Here is a 15,293-nt window from a genome sequence, read left to right as displayed (position 1 = left end):
GGCTTTTGTGTGTGTGGAGCCGAGCGGTGCAGGAAGTGGACGACAAGTGGAGAGAAGCACGGTGAGCGAAGAGCGGGTCGCGGAGCAGTCGGAGAGTACGTACAGCTTCGCCGCGATGGAGGCCAAGTGGCCGGCGGTGTGGGACAGGCTGGGCGTGTTCACGCCCAAGGACGACGGCAGCCGCGAGCGCCGCTACGTGCTCGACATGTTCCCCTACCCCTCGGGCGACCTCCACATGGGCCACGCCGAGGCCTTCGCCATGGGCGACGTCGTGGCGCGCTACTGGCGGCTCAAGGGCTACGACGTCCTGCACCCGATCGGCTGGGACTCCTTCGGCCTGCCGGCTGAGAATGCGGCCATCAAGCGCAACGCGCACCCGTCCGAGTGGACGTATGCGAACATCGACACCCAGGCGGCCTCGTTCAAGCGGTACGGCCTGAGCCTGGACTGGTCCCGCCGCCTCCACACCTCGGACCCCGAGTACTACCGCTGGACCCAGTGGCTGTTCCTGCGGTTCTACGAGCGCGGCCTCGCGTACCGCAAGAACCATCCCGTGAACTGGTGCCCGAAGGACCAGACCGTGCTCGCCAACGAGCAGGTGGTCAACGGGGCCTGCGAGCGCTGCGGCACCCCCGTGACCAAGAAGGCCCTGAACCAGTGGTACTTCAAGATCACCGACTATGCCGACCGCCTGCTCGACGACATGGCCGAGCTCGAGGGCCACTGGCCCGAGCGCGTCCTGGCGATGCAGCGCAACTGGATCGGCCGCTCTGAAGGGGCTCACGTCGACTTCACCGTCGAGGCTACGGACAGCCGTCCCGAGCGCACGGTCACGGTCTTCACGACCCGGCCCGACACGCTCTACGGGGCGACCTTCTTCGTGGTCGCCGCCGACGCCGAGCTCGCCGGGGACCTCGTCGCGCCCGAACAGGCCCAGGCTCTGGGCGAGTACCAGGACCGCGTGAAGAACCTGTCCGAGATCGAGCGGCAGAACACCGACCGGGAGAAGACCGGCGTGTTCCTGGGCCGCTACGCCGTGAATCCGCTCAGCGGCGAGAAGCTTCCCGTGTGGGCAGCGGACTACGTCCTGGCCGAGTACGGCACGGGCGCCATCATGGCGGTGCCGGCCCACGACCAGCGCGACCTCGACTTCGCCAAGGCCTTCGACCTGCCCGTCCGGCCCGTCCTCGACACCGGCGAGGACGACCCTGCGGTCACCGGAGTGGCCACCGTCGGCGAAGGCACGATCATCAACTCGGGACCCCTCGATGGCCTCAGCAAGGCCGAGGGCATCGCCAAGGCGATCGAGATCGTGAAGGACGCCGGCACGGGCGAGGGCACCGTCAACTACCGCCTCCGGGACTGGCTGCTGTCCCGGCAGCGCTTCTGGGGCGCGCCGATCCCGATCATCCACTGTGCCGAATGCGGTGAAGTGCCTGTCCCGGACGACCAGCTGCCGGTCCGGCTGCCGGACGACCTCCGCGGCGAGCAGCTCGCGCCCAAGGGCACGTCCCCTCTCGCGGCCGCCGAGGGCTGGGTGAACGTGACGTGCCCGTCCTGCGGCGGGGCCGCCAAGCGGGACACGGACACGATGGACACGTTCGTCGACTCGTCCTGGTACTACCTCCGGTACCTCTCGCCCCAGTACACCGAGGGCCCGTTCGACCCCGAGGCCGCGAAGAACTGGATGCCGGTCGCCCAGTACGTGGGCGGCGTCGAGCACGCGATCCTGCACCTGCTGTACAGCCGGTTCTTCACCAAGGTCATCAAGGACATGGGACTCATCGAGTTCGACGAGCCCTTCGCCGCGCTCATGAACCAGGGCCAGGTCCTCAACGGCGGCAAGGCCATGAGCAAGTCCCTCGGTAACGGCGTCGACCTCGGAGAGCAGCTCGACCAGTTCGGGGTGGACGCCGTCCGCCTCACCATGGTCTTCGCCTCGCCGCCGGAGGACGACGTCGACTGGGCGGACGTCTCGCCGTCGGGCTCCGCCAAGTTCCTCGCCCGTGCGTGGCGGCTCGGCCAGGACGTCACGAGCGCTCCCGGAACCGATCCGGCCGCGGGTGACCGCGCGCTCCGCGCGGTGACACACCGGACCCTCGCCGAGGCGACAGACCTGCTCGAGTCGCGGAAGTTCAACGTTGTAGTCGCCAAGGCCATGGAGCTGGTCAACGCGACCCGCAAGGCCATCGACTCGGGCCCCGGCGGTGCGGATCCGGCCGTGCGCGAGGCTGTCGAGGCGATCGCGATCATGCTCAGCCTCTTCGCCCCGTACACCGCGGAGGACCTGTGGGCCGCGCTCGGCCGCGAGCCCTCCGTCGCGAACGCCGCGTGGCCCCAGCACGACCCGGCGCTGACCGTCGAGGAGACCGTCACCGCCGTCGTGCAGGTCCAGGGCAAGGTGCGCGACCGGCTCGAGGTGGCACCGGGGATCTCCGAGGACGAGCTGCGGGAGCTCGCGCTCGCGTCGCCGAACGTCGAGCGCATCCTGGACGGCCGCGGCATCCGCACGGTGATCGTGCGCGCGCCGAAGCTGGTCAACATCGTCCCGGCCTGATCTGCGGCGCCGAGTGGCTGACGGACAGGGGCCCGACGCCCTCGGCTGGCTGAGGCGGCGCTGGGAACGGCTGCGGCCCGGGCCCGCACCGGCGCCGACCCCGGCACCGCGGGTCGCAGTCGTCACCGACTCCGCGGCCGCGCTGCCGCCGGAGTGGACCGACGCGTTCCTCCAGCTCGGGTGCTTCGCCGTCGTGGACCTGCCCGTGATGGCGGGGGACGAGATCTTCACGGAGGGGGCCGACGTAGACACCGCGCTCAGCCTCGCCCTCGCGGCCGGGCGGCCCGTGCGCACCTCGAGGCCCGCTCCGGGCCAGTTCGAGCGGGTGTACCGCGGGTTCGAGGACGCCGGATTCGAGGCCGTCGTGTCGCTGCACCTGTCAGGGAAGCTCTCCGGCACCGCCGACGCCGCGCGGCTCGCCGCCCAGCGGGTCGGCATCCCGGTGGAGGTCGTCGATTCCCGTTCCGCAGCCATGGCACTCGGATTCGCCGTCCGGGATGCAGTCCGTGCCGCTGAGGCGGGAGCCGACGCCGACGGGGTGAAGTCGGCCGCCATGGCCCGCCTCAGCGGATCGGAGGTGCTCTTCTACGTCCCAAGCCTCGAGCAGCTGCGCAGGGGCGGACGCATCGGCGCAGCTGCGTCGCTCGTGGGAACGATGCTGTCGATCAAGCCCCTCCTGACCCTCCGCGAGGGCCTCATCGTCCCCCTCGAGAGGGTGCGCACCGCGACCCGTGCCGTCCAGCGGCTGCAGGAGCTCGCGGCGTCCGCCTTCTCGGCCCTGGATCCCGCCGAGGTCGCGGTGCACTACTTCGGCAACCGCCCCGAGGCCGAGGAGTTCGCGCGGACCCTCGCCCGCTCGGTCGGGAAGGAGGCGGACGACGTCGTGCTGTCGCCGCTGCCGGCCGTCCTCGCCGCCCACACGGGGCTGGGGGTCCTGGCCGTGGTCATCGCCCGGGCGGCGGTGGGCGGGCAGGACCTGCCGGCGGAGGCGCCCGCGGCCGGGGGCAACTAGTCCTCCACAGCCCCTGTTCGCGGGGGCCTGTCCACATAGGCGGCCGCAGGGACGCCGCCGGGGGCCGACCGTGCAACCGTAGCGCCATGGCTCGGGCGGGGAGGGATCGTCGGGCGGCGCGGGGCGGAGCCCGGCACCGCTGGGACGAGCTGTTCCCGGTCCCCCTGCCTGCCACGCCCGGGCTCCTCGAGCCGATGGACCCCGATCCTCCCACGGGCGGCGCGGAGGACGCCCCGCCGCAGCGCGACATCCCGCCCGCGGACAGCGAAGGCGCTCTTCCCCGGCGCCGCCTCCTCCTCTCGGCGCGCCTCGTCGTGCTGCTGTGCGCGATCGGGGCGGCGGCCGGGGGCGCCTGGTGGTGGAGCTCCCGGACGGCGGAACCCTTCGTCCACGCTGTCGGCTCGGGCACGGCGGAGGCAGCGGAGGCCGGCGGCGCGGTCCCCGCGGACAGCACGGCTCCGGGACTGCCGACCGCCGGGGCCGCGGCGACGGGCTCCGATCTTGTCGTGCACGTGGCCGGCGCGGTGGCATCACCGGGCGTGATCAGGCTGCCCGGTGGCTCGCGGATCCACGAGGCCATTGCGGCGGCCGGCGGTGCGCTCCCGGAGGCCGACGTGCACCGGCTCAATCTCGCAGCGCCCGTCGAGGACGGATCGCGGCTCCACGTGCCGCGCCTGGGCGAGGAACCCGACCCGGCGGCCGCCTCGGAAACCGGCACGGCAGCGGGCACGCATACAGGCTCCGGGGCCGCGAGCGCCCCTGCCGCGAAGGTGAACATCAACCAGGCCACCGCACAGGAGCTCGGCACGCTCCCGCGAGTCGGCCCCGTCCTCGCCCAGCGCATCATCGACTACCGGACCGCCCACGGCCGCTTCCGCTCGCCGGAGGACCTCGACGCGGTGGACGGAGTGGGCCCCAAGATGCTCGAGTCCCTCCTGCCCCTGGTGACCGTCGGATGAGCGGGGCAGAGAGAAGCGCGGCGTGGGATCGCTACCGGACTGCGGCGGCCCGAGGCGTCGCAGCGCAGAACCTGCCCGCCGAGCGCGCCGCCGGCGTCGGCCGCCTCCGGGAGTGGACGGCCCGGTTATGGGCGTCCTCGGACGAACCGGCGCCTGTGCAGTCCAGGAGCCGGTTCCGCGACCTGAGGCTCGTGCCGGTGGGGGGTTCGGCCTGGGCGGGCGCGGCGGCGGCACCCTTCCTCGGACATCATCTGGACGGCGCCCCTGGGTGGGGAGGAGGGATGGCGTGCGTCGTCATCGTCCTGCTCGTCTTCGGCGCCGGCGTCGCCGGGACTGGGCTGTTCGGTGCGCGGCGGGCGGCCCGCGCCCTCGTCCTGCCCGGCTGCGCAGCACTCGCCCTGGCCGCGGGACTTGCGGCGGCGGCCTCCCACGCGGCGGCCGAGCGTGCGGGCCCCGCAGGCGAGCTCCTGGCTGTGGGAGGGCAGACCAGGGCGGTGGTCCTGGTCTCGGCGGAACCGCGCCAGCAGGCGCAGGGCGCGCGGTTCGGTTCAGCAGACCGCTTCCTCGCCGGCGCGCGCCTTGAGCGGGCCACCGGGCAGGGTGTCGAATTCGCCTCCTCGGCTCGCATCCTGCTGGCAGGCGGCAAGGACCTCTCAGGCCTCCGTCCCGGGCAGCGGGTGAGTGTGGCGGGAACCGTCACACCTGCCCGCGAGCCGTCGGGGACTGCGCTCCTGAGCATCAGCAACCGCCCCCGAGTCCTGGGCACGGATCCAGCGCTCGGTGCCGCTGCGGAGGCGCGGGCGGCCCTGCGCGCTTCCTCGGACTGGCTGTCGCCCGAGGCGGCAGGGCTCCTGAGCGGGATCACCGTCGGGGACACGAGCGTGCTTCCGCCCGAGCTCGAGGCAGCGATGCGCGAGGTCGGCCTCGGGCACCTCACGGCGGTGAGCGGTGCCAACTTCACGATCCTGCTCGGCGCCGCCCTCCTGACCCTCCGGGCGCTGAGGGCGCCGCGCTGGGGCGCGCTGACCGGGTGCGCCGCAGTCCTCCTCGCCTTCGCCCTCGTGGTCGGGCCGGAGCCGAGCGTCCTCCGGGCGGCCGTGATGGGCGCCGTGGGGCTCGTCGCGCTCGCCACAGGGCGCGCGGGGCGCAGTTGCTCGGCGCTCTCGGCGGCGGTCCTCGTCCTCGTCCTCGCGGACCCGCCGCTCGGGGCGAGCCTCGGATTCCTGCTCTCGGTCATGGCCACGCTCGGCATCGTCCTGCTCGGGCCACCGCTCTCCGCTGTGCTGGCCGCGCGCCTGCCGCTGTGGATGGCGCTGTCGATCTCGGTTCCGCTCTCGGCCCAGCTCCTGTGCGGGCCGATCATGGTCCTGATCCAGCCCGCGTTCCTGAGCCTGTCCCTGATCGCGAACATCGTGGTCGCCCCGCTCGTGCCGGTGATCACGGTGGCTGGCACGGTGGCACTGGCGCTGGGCGCTGCCCAGCCACTGGCGGTCGCAGCGGCCGCCGTCGGCGGGGCCGCCGCCCAGCTGCTCGCCCTCATTGCCTCGGGGCTCGCCGCTGTCCCGGGCGCAGCCCTGCCGTGGCCGGAGGGCGTCGCCGGTGCGGCCGCGATGGCAGCGTTCTCGGGGCTGAACATCCTGCTGCTGTGGGCTTTCATGGTGCCCGCGGGACGCGCGCGGGCAGCTGGACTGGTGCGGTGGGCGGTGGAGCTGCTCCTGGTGCAGTGGGCCCATGCCCGCCGCGTGGCCGGAATCCTCGGATTGGGTCTACGGCCGGGTCGTGGCAGAGTTGACGGGTGACGAGGACGGGTGCAGTGATCATGGCGACAGCGAGCTCGCGGAGGCGGCGGTGATGGCCGCCTCCCGAACGCAACGGCCAACTGGACGAGGGCCCGCCGCAGGCCCGGGCCGCGGGGGGACCGTCGGCTGGCGTGAAGCCGCCCCCGCCCCGATCGTCCTGCTGACAGGTCCGGAGGACTACCTCGCCGCGCGGGCCATGGACGCCATCCGGTCCACCGCCCGGGCCGCCGCTCCCGATCTGGAGGTGACCAGACTGGATGCCGGTTCCTACGCGGGGGGCGAGCTGCTGCTTGCTGCCTCGCCCTCGCTCTTCGGCGAGAGGAAGCTCGTGGAGGTGCACGGGCTCGAGTCGATGTCGGAGGAGTTCCTCAAAGACGGCCTCGCGTATGCCGCCTCACCGGACCAGGACGTCGTCCTCGTCCTGCGCCACGCGGGCGGAACCCGCGGGAAGAAGCTCCTCGACGCCGTCCGCGCCTCGGGAGCGCCTGTCATCGACTGCCAGCCCCTGAAGAAGGACAGCGACAAGGCATCCTTTGTCGCGGCCGAGTTCAAGGGCTCCGGGCGCAGGATCGAGCGCGATGCGATCGAGGCGCTCGTTGCCGCAGTGGGCAGCAGCCTCGCCGAGCTTGCCGCGGCCTGCGCCCAGCTGACGCTGGATGCCTCGGCTGCCATCGACGTCGCGACCGTCGAGAAGTACTACGGGGGCCGCGTCGAGGCGACAGCCTTCAAGGTCGCAGACGCCGCCCTCGCGGGCGACCGGGCGAGGGCCCTGTCGGCGTTCCGGCACGCGCTCGAGACCGGCGTCGACCCCGTTCCCATGGTCGCGGCCATCGCCTCCAAGCTCCGCACCCTCGCCCGCGTTGCGGGTGCGCGCGGCTCGGCCCAGGCCGTCGCGCGCGACCTCGGCATGCAGCCGTGGCTCGTCGAGCAGGCCCAGCGCGACATCCGCGGCTGGACGCCGCAGAGCCTCGCGACAGCCATCAGGGCGATCGCCGAGGCCGACGCCGAGGTCAAGGGGCTCGCCCGGGACCCGGCCTATGCCGTCGAACGGGCGCTCGGGATCGTTGCCTCGGCCGCTCGGGCCCGCTGAGCGCGGGCGGTGCTGGCCGGGCCACGCCCGCTTCCGCCTCCGTCTTTCGGATACGGAAAAAGCCGGGGGCCGGCATCCTTCGTCAGGATGCCGGCCCCCGGCCGGAAGCGAACCTCAGCTCAGAGCGAGCCGACCTTCTTGGCGATGCCCGACTTGCGGTTGGCCGCCTGGTTCTTGTGGATGACGCCCTTGCTCACGGCCTTGTCGAGCTTCTTGCTCGCGTGGGCCAGAGCAGCAACGGCGGTGTCCTTGTCGGCAGCCGAGACGGCGGTGTTGACGGCGCGGATGGCCGTCTTCAGCTCGGACTTGACCGCCACGTTGCGCTGACGCGCCTTCTCGTTGGTGAGAATGCGCTTCTTCTGGGACTTGATGTTTGCCACTTATGAAAACTCTCTTGTTGATGCCAACACGGGTCTAGAGGGCTTCAGACCGGCCATCGACTGAGCGGCGTGGGGATGCCTATGGCAGCCGGTCTTCAGTGCCCGCCGACCTGCACGGACACACAGCAGACAATGCTACCAGACGGGCAGGCGGCCGAGCACCGGTCAACGCCAGCCGCGGCGGCGCAGCCCCTCCGCGACGCGGTCGAACCGGGCGCGGTCCAGGATCGCTCCTTCGCGCCGCACCGTCCGGGGATCGATCTGCAGGACGCGGTCGAGCCGGACCTCGCTGGGACGCCGCAGTGGATCCCAGCGGCCTGCCCCGATGTCGACATAGTCTGGATCGCCACCCCGGCCGTCGCCGGGCACGCGGTCCCTGCTCGTGAGCATGAGCGAAAGCAGCAGTCCTCGCCGCTTGGCAACGATGAGCACCGGCCGGTCCTTGCCCTGTCCGTGGTCCTCCTCATAGGGCACCCACGTCCAGACGATCTCGCCGGGATCCGGCGCGCCATCGGCGCTGGGGCGGTAGTCGACCGTCGCCGTCCCGGTGAAGTCGCCGGCATAGCCGGTCGGGCTGCCGCCACGGGCGACGGCGCGGACCGCGGACAGGGCACGGTGGAGAAGGCTGCGCAGCACAGGCACAGCCTATGGGACACTGGGAAGTGAGCAACTCCCCGCCCGAAGTGAGGACCGTTCACAGTGTCTCCCATGGCCCGCACCGCCCCGGTGCCTGCCGCGACGGATCCGTCGATCATCCGCAACTTCTGCATCATTGCGCACATCGACCACGGCAAGTCGACCCTTGCCGACCGCATGCTGCAGTTCACGGGCGTCGTCCAGCCCCGGGACATGAAGGCCCAGTATCTGGACCGTATGGACATCGAGCGCGAGCGCGGCATCACCATCAAGTCCCAGGCCGTGCGCATGCCCTGGGAGGTCGACGGCACCGCCTACGCGCTGAACATGATCGACACGCCCGGGCACGTCGACTTCACGTATGAGGTTTCCCGCTCGCTCGCTGCCTGCGAGGGAGCGGTCCTCCTGGTCGACGCGGCGCAGGGGATCGAGGCGCAGACGCTGGCAAACCTCTACCTCGCGATGGAGAACGACCTCACGATCATCCCGGTCCTTAACAAGATCGACCTCCCCGCAGCCCAGCCCGAGAAGTACGCGGAGGAACTCGCGAACCTCATCGGCGGGGATCCGGCAGACGTGCTGAAGGTGTCGGGGAAGACCGGCGTCGGAGTCGAGGGGCTCCTGGACCGCATCGTGGCGTCCATCCCTGCACCGGTCGGCGATGCGACGGCGCCCGCCCGGGCCATGATCTTCGACTCGGTGTACGACACGTACCGCGGCGTCGTGACCTACGTCCGCGTCGTGGACGGCTCGCTCAATCCGCGCGAGCGCATCCAGATGATGTCCACCAAGGCCAGCCACGAGCTGCTCGAGATCGGCGTGATCTCCCCGGAGCCCATCCCGTCGAAGGGTCTGGGCGTGGGCGAGGTCGGCTATCTCATCACGGGCGTGAAGGATGTGCGCCAGTCCAAGGTCGGCGACACCATCACCAACCTGTCCAAGCCCGCCGCGGAATCGCTCGGCGGCTACCAGGACCCCAAGCCGATGGTCTTCTCGGGCCTGTACCCCCTCGATGGGTCGGACTACCCGGACCTGCGCGACGCGCTGGACAAGCTCAAGCTGAACGACGCCGCGCTCGTCTACGAGCCGGAGACCTCGGCCGCGCTCGGCTTCGGCTTCCGCGTCGGCTTCCTCGGCCTCCTGCACCTCGAGATCGTGCGGGAGCGCCTCGAGCGCGAGTTCAACCTCGACCTGATCTCCACCGCCCCCAACGTCATCTACGAGGTCACGCTCGAGGACAAGTCGGTCGTCACGGTCACGAACCCGAGCGAGTTCCCCACCGGCAAGGTCAAAGAGGTGCGGGAGCCGATGGTCTCCGCGACGATCCTCGCCCCGAACGAGTTCGTCGGCGCGATCATGGAGCTGTGCCAGAGCCGCCGCGGCCAGATGAAGGCCATGGACTACCTGTCCGAGGACCGCGTGGAGCTGCGCTACTGGATCCCTCTCGCCGAGATCGTCTTCGACTTCTTCGACCAGCTCAAGTCCAAGACCCGCGGCTACGCGTCGCTCGACTGGAAGGCCGACGGCGAGCAGGCCGCCGACCTGGTCAAGGTCGACATCCTCCTCCAGGGCGAGCAGGTGGACGCCTTCAGCGCCATCACCCACCGCGACAAGGCCTACTCGTACGGCACGATGATGACGGCGAAACTCCGGGAGCTCATCCCGCGCCAGCAGTTCGAGGTCCCCATCCAGGCCGCGATCGGCTCGCGCATCATCGCCCGCGAGAACATCAGGGCGATCCGGAAGGACGTCCTCGCCAAGTGCTACGGCGGCGACATCACCCGCAAGCGCAAGCTGCTCGAGAAGCAGAAGGAAGGCAAGAAGCGCATGAAGATGGTCGGGCGCGTGGAGGTCCCGCAGGAGGCCTTCATCGCCGCGCTCACCACGGACGAGTCGAAAGACTCGAAGGATCGAGCGAAGAAGTAAGTGCCCAGCACACTGCCGCTCGGGGACCCCGCGCCGGCCGACGGCGCCCTGCCGCCGCAGGCTGCGGCCGGTGCCGGGGAGCGGGGCTTCTCGCTCTACGCGCACATCCCGTTCTGCGCCGTCCGCTGCGGGTACTGCGACTTCAACACGTACACGGCGAAGGAGCTCGGCGGCGGAGCCTCGCAGGACGCGTACGCCGCTACCGCGGCATCCGAGGTGCGCTTCGCGGCCTCGGCCCTCGACGCCTCCGGCGTGCCGCGCCGTCCCCTGTCGACCGTCTTCTTCGGCGGAGGAACGCCCACGCTCCTGCCGGCGGAGGACCTCGCCACGATCCTCACGGCGGCCGTGGAGGAGTGGGGCCTCGAGCCCGGCGCCGAGGTGACGACCGAGGCCAACCCGGACTCGGTCACGCCGGAATCGCTCGTGACGCTCGCGGCGGCCGGTTTCACGCGGGTGTCCTTCGGGATGCAGTCCGCCGTCCCGCACGTGCTGCGGGTCCTCGACCGCACCCACACGCCGTCGCGCGTGCCCGAGGCGGTGCGCTGGGCGCGGGAGGCAGGCCTCGATGTGAGCCTGGACCTCATCTACGGCACGCCGGGGGAGAGCCTCGATGACTGGCGCGCGTCACTCGACGCGGCCCTTGCCTGCGAACCCGACCACGTGAGCGCCTATGCGCTCATCGTCGAGGAGGGGACGAAGCTCGCCGCGCAGATCCGCCGCGGCCAGGTCCCCGACGTCGACGACGACGACCACGCCGAGAAGTACGAGCTCGCCGACGCCGTGCTCGCCGCCGCCGGCTTCAGCTGGTACGAGGTGAGCAACTGGGCCCGTGGAGACGCTGGATCGGTGCAGTACGCCTGCCGGCACAACCTCGCCTACTGGAACGGCGGCGACTGGTGGGGGATCGGCCCGGGAGCCCACTCCCACGTCGGCGGAGTCCGCTGGTGGAACGTCAAGCATCCCACCGCCTACGCCGGGCGGCTGGGCGAGGGGACCTCCCCTGCGGCCGGCCGGGAGACGCTCGACGACGAGACGCGCCACGTCGAGCGGGTCCTCCTGCAGATCCGGCTCGCCTCAGGACTGCCTGTGGCGGAGCTCGGGCCGGAGGGCCGCTCCGAGGTCGCGGGCCTGATCGCCGAGGGGCTCGTCGAGGGTGCAGCGGCCCTCCGCGGGCGGCTTGTGCTCACGCTTCGCGGGCGCCTGCTCGCCGACGCCGTGGTGCGCCGGCTCCTCGCCTGAACCAGGCCATGCCCCCGGCGTTCCGTGCCCGCGGTTCCTAGGAGATGAGCCGGAGGTTGTAGCGGTAGCGGTACGGCTGGCCGCGGTTGACCTGGATGCCGGCGATCACGGAGAAGACCGTGAGCGCGATCCACACGAGCGTCGCCAGGACCGCGAACACGTTGCCGACCACCGGGATGAGCGCCAGGATGTTGCAGACCACGGCGGCGGCGGTCGGCGGGAGCGTGAAGTTGAGCGCCTCCTTGGACTCCTGGGCCGTGAAGGGCCCCCGGTCCCTGAAGACCAGGTAGATCAGCAGCGACGGCAGGCACCCGAGGATCCCGCCGAAGTGAGCGAGCGTCGCCCACTGGCGGTCCTCAGCCGCCGTGAGCGGCATGGCACGGGCTGGCGCGCCGTGGTATTCGCTCTCTCCGTCGCGTCGGTCCTGCGGGTACTCGGCCACTGGATGTCCTTGCCTGTTGGTGTCGTCGTGCGGTGGCCGCACCAGACGGCCTGCCCGAGGGCATTCCAAGGATATCCAAGGTTGTGCGCTCAGGCGGTCAGGAAGTCGATCACCTCTTCGACGCGTCCCAGCAGGGAGGGCTCGAGGTCCGCGTAGGTGCGCACGGTGCCCAGCAGCTTCTGCCATGCGAGCCCGAAGTCCTCGGGTGTGCTGCGGGCCCAGCCGAAGGCGGCAAGGATGCCGGTCTTCCAATCGGTGCCCCGCGGTACCGCCGGCCAGGCCGGGATCCCCAGCGTGGACGGCTTGATGGCCTGCCACACGTCCACGTACGGGTGGCCGACGATGAGGACGTTTCCTGCCGCCCCGGGGCTCCGCATGGCCTCCGCTGCGATCCTGGATTCCTTCGATCCCTCCACCAGATGGTCCACGAGGATGCCCAGCCGGCGTTCCGGGCCGGGTCCGAAGTCCGCGATGGCGGCGGCGAGGTCGTCCACACCGTGCAGCGGCTCGACGACGATTCCCTCCACGCGCAGGTCGTCTCCCCAGACCTTCTCGACGAGCTCGGCGTCGTGCTTGCCCTCGACCCAGATGCGGCTGGCCTTGGCAACCTGTGCGCGCATGCCCTCGACCCGGACCGAGCCCGAGGCCGTACGGGCGGGCGGGGCCGCGGTCCGCTGGGGTGCCGGCGGCCCGACCCGGACGGGGCGGCCGTCCACGAGGAAGCCGTACCCCAGCTGGAAGGACCGTGAGCGGCCCCGCCGGTCCTCGAGGGTCATGAGGTGCATCCCGCCGGACTTCTCGATGCGTGTGACGGCGCCCACCCATCCGCTCTCGGCGTCCTCGAGGACGAGGCCGACCGAGGCAGGGACCGTGGGCAGCTCGCGTCGGGAGGGGGTGCTCAGGTCTGCAGGGCCCCAGCTGTCATAGGAGAGTCGGTCCACCCGTCGGATCCTACGGCCCCGCCGCTCGGACGGTGCGCTCATCCATGCGTGGCGCGGGGCACAGACCGTGCGGAACGGCGCGTGGGCATAATAGACTTGGCACTTGCTCTGAGAGAGTGCTAACGCAACCGGCCATGCGAGCAGGAGGTGGGATGTGAGCGAGCCGCGCAAGCTCGAGGTGCTGCGGGCCATCGTGGAGGACTATGTGCACTTCAGGGAGCCGGTCGGCTCCAAGGCACTCGTCGACCGCCACAGGCTCGGCGTCTCGAGTGCCACGATCCGCAACGACATGGCCGCACTCGAGGACGACGGACTCATCACGGCTCCCCACACGAGCGCAGGACGCGTCCCGACGGACAAGGGCTACCGCGTCTTCGTCGACCACCTCGCCGCCGTGCGCCCCCTGTCCCCGGCGGAGAAGCACGCGATCCAGAGCCTCCTCGACGGCGCCGACGACCTCGACGACGTGCTCGAGCGCACCGTTCGCCTCCTGTCACAGCTGACGAACCAGGTCGCCGTCGTGCAGTACCCCCAGCTCGGCCGGGCCCGGGTGCGACACGTGGAGGCGGTGCTCATGGCACCGCATCAGATCCTCCTCGTGCTCATCGCGGACACCGGGACCGTGGAGCAGCGCGTCCACACGGTCTCCGAGGAGGTGGACCGCGACCGGCTCGCGGCCCTGCGGGAGAAGCTCCTCGCGGGGCTGGTCGGCGCCCCGGTCGTGAAACTCGGCGAGGCCCTCGGCCGCGTCGTCGGGTCACTGCCTCCCGCGGACCAGTCGCTCGCGGCGGAGCTCGGGCGGGGCTTGTCCCTCCTGGCCGAGTCGAGCCGCGAAGACCGCATGGTCATGGCGGGCACGGCCTATCTGGCCAGGTCGAACAGCGACTTCCTCCAGAGCATCTCGCCGGTGCTCGAAGCCCTCGAGGAGCAGGTCGTCCTGCTCCGCCTGCTGTCCGAGATGGCGAATGACTCCCGGGGAGTCGCCGTCACCATCGGGCGCGAAAACGCCTACGACGGCCTTGCCGAGACCTCTGTCGTGGCCACCGGGTACGGCGGGGACGACGGCCCCAAGCTGGGCATCCTCGGCCCGACGCGCATGGACTATCCGGCCAGCATGGCCGCGGTCCGCGCCGTCGCCCGGTACCTCTCCAAGATTCTCGCTGGAAGCTAGAGAAAGAAGACCGTGAGCAGCCATTACGAAACCCTCGGCGTTCCGACCGACGCGACCACCGAGGAGATCAAGAAGGCCTACAAGAAGCTGGCCCGCAGGCTCCACCCGGACATCAACCCGGGCGAGGAGGCCTCAGAGCAGTTCAAGGCGGTGACCCACGCCTACGAGGTCCTCTCGGACCCGCAGAAGCGGCGCGTCTACGACACCACCGGCAATGAGAACGGCACCGACAACGGCTTCGGCGGCGCCTACAACGGCTCCGGCTTCGCGTTCCAGGACATCTTCGAGACGTTCTTCGGCGGGGGCGGCGCGCAGGCCGGCCCGGCTTCGCGGGTGCGGCGCGGCCAGGACGCCCTCATCGCGGTGCGGATCGAGCTCAAGGACGCTGTCTTCGGGGTCAACAAGAAGCTCGAGGTGGACACGGCCGTGACCTGCGAGCGCTGCGACGGCTCGTGCTGCGAGCCGGGCACGGAACCCGTGCGCTGCACCGTGTGCGGCGGCAGCGGCCACATCCAGCGGCCCGTCCGCTCGATCCTGGGCCAGGTCATGACGCTGGCCACGTGCCCCACCTGCCAGGGCTTCGGCACCGAGATCCCGAGCCCGTGCAACGAGTGCGGCGGCGAAGGCCGCGTGCGCAGCCGCCGCTCGCTCACCGTCAAGATCCCGGCGGGCGTGTCGACCGGTACCCGCATCCAGCTTGCAGGCCAGGGCGAGGCGGGGACAGCTGGCGGCCCCTCGGGAGACCTGTACGTCGAGATCCGCGTGGCCTCGCACTCGACGTTCACGCGCGATGGCGACCAGCTCAACGCGACCGTCAGCGTCCCGATGACCGCTGCAGCTCTGGGCTCCGAGCTGAGCCTCGAGACCTTCGACGGCGAGCAGACCATAACCCTGCGCCCGGGCACGCAGTCCGGTGACGTCGTCACCCTCCACGGGCTGGGCGTCGCCCGGCTCCGCGGCTCGGGCCGAGGCGACCTGCTCGTGCACATCCGGGTCGAGACGCCGACCAAGCTCGACGCCGAGCAGGAGGAGCTCCTGCGCCAGTTCGCGAAGCTGCGGGGCGAGCACGTCGGCGACGGCAAGCTCGTCGCCAGCGGCGGGGTCTTCGCCAAGCTGCGCGACAAGCTGGGCAACCTCTAGA

General features: G+C 71.2%; 13 protein-coding genes. 9 read left to right on the top strand and 4 right to left on the bottom strand.

Annotated features, from left to right (window positions below; translation table 11 throughout):
* Positions 1 to 46: 46 nt before the first annotated feature.
* The 5 genes from leuS to holA all read left to right on the top strand — a co-directional run bounded on the left by leuS (position 47) and on the right by holA (position 7,417).
* Entirely contained in the window at positions 47 to 2,557 is a 2,511-nt protein-coding gene (gene leuS, locus CGQ25_RS08080; RefSeq protein ID WP_369802307.1) for a leucine--tRNA ligase, read from the top strand.
* 13 nt (positions 2,558 to 2,570) lie between these two features.
* Positions 2,571 to 3,569: a DegV family protein gene (locus CGQ25_RS08075; protein ID WP_208712611.1), complete on the top strand. Its 999-nt coding sequence runs from the start codon at positions 2,571 to 2,573 to the stop codon at positions 3,567 to 3,569.
* 86 nt (positions 3,570 to 3,655) lie between these two features.
* A complete protein-coding gene (locus CGQ25_RS08070) occupies positions 3,656 to 4,528 on the top strand; it encodes a ComEA family DNA-binding protein (protein ID WP_255405671.1) in 873 nt (290 codons plus the stop codon).
* A 281-nt stretch (positions 4,529 to 4,809) separates the two neighbouring features.
* Positions 4,810 to 6,327, top strand: coding sequence for a ComEC/Rec2 family competence protein (locus CGQ25_RS08065; RefSeq protein ID WP_208712610.1), 1,518 nt, complete (start codon positions 4,810 to 4,812; stop codon positions 6,325 to 6,327).
* A gap of 52 nt (positions 6,328 to 6,379) precedes the next feature.
* Entirely contained in the window at positions 6,380 to 7,417 is a 1,038-nt protein-coding gene (gene holA, locus CGQ25_RS08060) for a DNA polymerase III subunit delta (protein ID WP_208712609.1), read from the top strand.
* Positions 7,418 to 7,536: 119 nt separating this feature from the next.
* Here holA and rpsT read toward each other — a convergent pair whose 3' ends face one another.
* Both rpsT and CGQ25_RS08050 read right to left on the bottom strand, forming a co-directional pair.
* Positions 7,537 to 7,797, bottom strand: coding sequence for a 30S ribosomal protein S20 (gene rpsT, locus CGQ25_RS08055; protein ID WP_208712608.1), 261 nt, complete (start codon positions 7,795 to 7,797; stop codon positions 7,537 to 7,539).
* 165 nt (positions 7,798 to 7,962) lie between these two features.
* Positions 7,963 to 8,430 (bottom strand): type II toxin-antitoxin system PemK/MazF family toxin, encoded by a 468-nt coding sequence (locus CGQ25_RS08050; RefSeq protein WP_369802325.1) that lies wholly within the window; start codon positions 8,428 to 8,430, stop codon positions 7,963 to 7,965.
* Between the two features lie 66 nt (positions 8,431 to 8,496).
* On the opposite strand from CGQ25_RS08050, the gene lepA reads away from it, so the two are divergent.
* Positions 8,497 to 10,359 carry a translation elongation factor 4 gene (lepA, locus tag CGQ25_RS08045; RefSeq protein WP_208712606.1) on the top strand — a complete coding sequence of 621 codons (1,863 nt, stop codon included), beginning with the start codon at positions 8,497 to 8,499 and terminating at the stop codon, positions 10,357 to 10,359.
* Entirely contained in the window at positions 10,360 to 11,598 is a 1,239-nt protein-coding gene (hemW, locus tag CGQ25_RS08040; RefSeq protein ID WP_208712605.1) for a radical SAM family heme chaperone HemW, read from the top strand.
* 37 nt (positions 11,599 to 11,635) lie between these two features.
* On the opposite strand, the gene CGQ25_RS08035 is transcribed toward hemW, so the two are convergent.
* On the bottom strand, positions 11,636 to 12,040 hold the full coding sequence (locus CGQ25_RS08035) for a DUF4870 domain-containing protein (protein ID WP_208712604.1): 405 nt from the start codon (positions 12,038 to 12,040) through the stop codon (positions 11,636 to 11,638).
* An 89-nt stretch (positions 12,041 to 12,129) separates the two neighbouring features.
* The gene (locus tag CGQ25_RS08030) at positions 12,130 to 12,981 is read right to left on the bottom strand and encodes a DUF3097 domain-containing protein (RefSeq protein ID WP_255405669.1); all 852 of its coding nucleotides are present in this window, start codon (positions 12,979 to 12,981) and stop codon (positions 12,130 to 12,132) included.
* Positions 12,982 to 13,135: 154 nt separating this feature from the next.
* On the opposite strand from CGQ25_RS08030, the gene hrcA reads away from it, so the two are divergent.
* Entirely contained in the window at positions 13,136 to 14,152 is a 1,017-nt protein-coding gene (hrcA, locus tag CGQ25_RS08025) for a heat-inducible transcriptional repressor HrcA (RefSeq protein ID WP_208712602.1), read from the top strand.
* 12 nt (positions 14,153 to 14,164) lie between these two features.
* Complete coding sequence (gene dnaJ, locus CGQ25_RS08020) at positions 14,165 to 15,292, top strand: molecular chaperone DnaJ (protein ID WP_208712601.1); 1,128 nt, start codon at positions 14,165 to 14,167, stop codon at positions 15,290 to 15,292.
* Position 15,293 lies beyond the last annotated feature (1 nt).

The sequence above is a fragment of the Sinomonas sp. R1AF57 genome (genome assembly GCF_002224485.1).
In the GTDB taxonomy this organism is placed as follows: Bacteria; Actinomycetota; Actinomycetes; order Actinomycetales; family Micrococcaceae; genus Sinomonas; species Sinomonas flava.
This window is presented reverse-complemented; position numbering and strand designations above follow the sequence as displayed.

Bases quoted from the DNA above. Each gene is read 5' to 3' on its own strand.
- CGQ25_RS08070 (WP_255405671.1), top strand. From the start codon at position 3,656: ATGGCTCGGGCGGGGAGGGATCGTCGGGCGGCGCGGGGCGGAGCCCGG.
- CGQ25_RS08065 (WP_208712610.1), top strand. From the start codon at position 4,810: ATGGCGTGCGTCGTCATCGTCCTGCTCGTCTTCGGCGCCGGCGTCGCC.
- holA (WP_208712609.1), top strand. From the start codon at position 6,380: ATGGCCGCCTCCCGAACGCAACGGCCAACTGGACGAGGGCCCGCCGCA.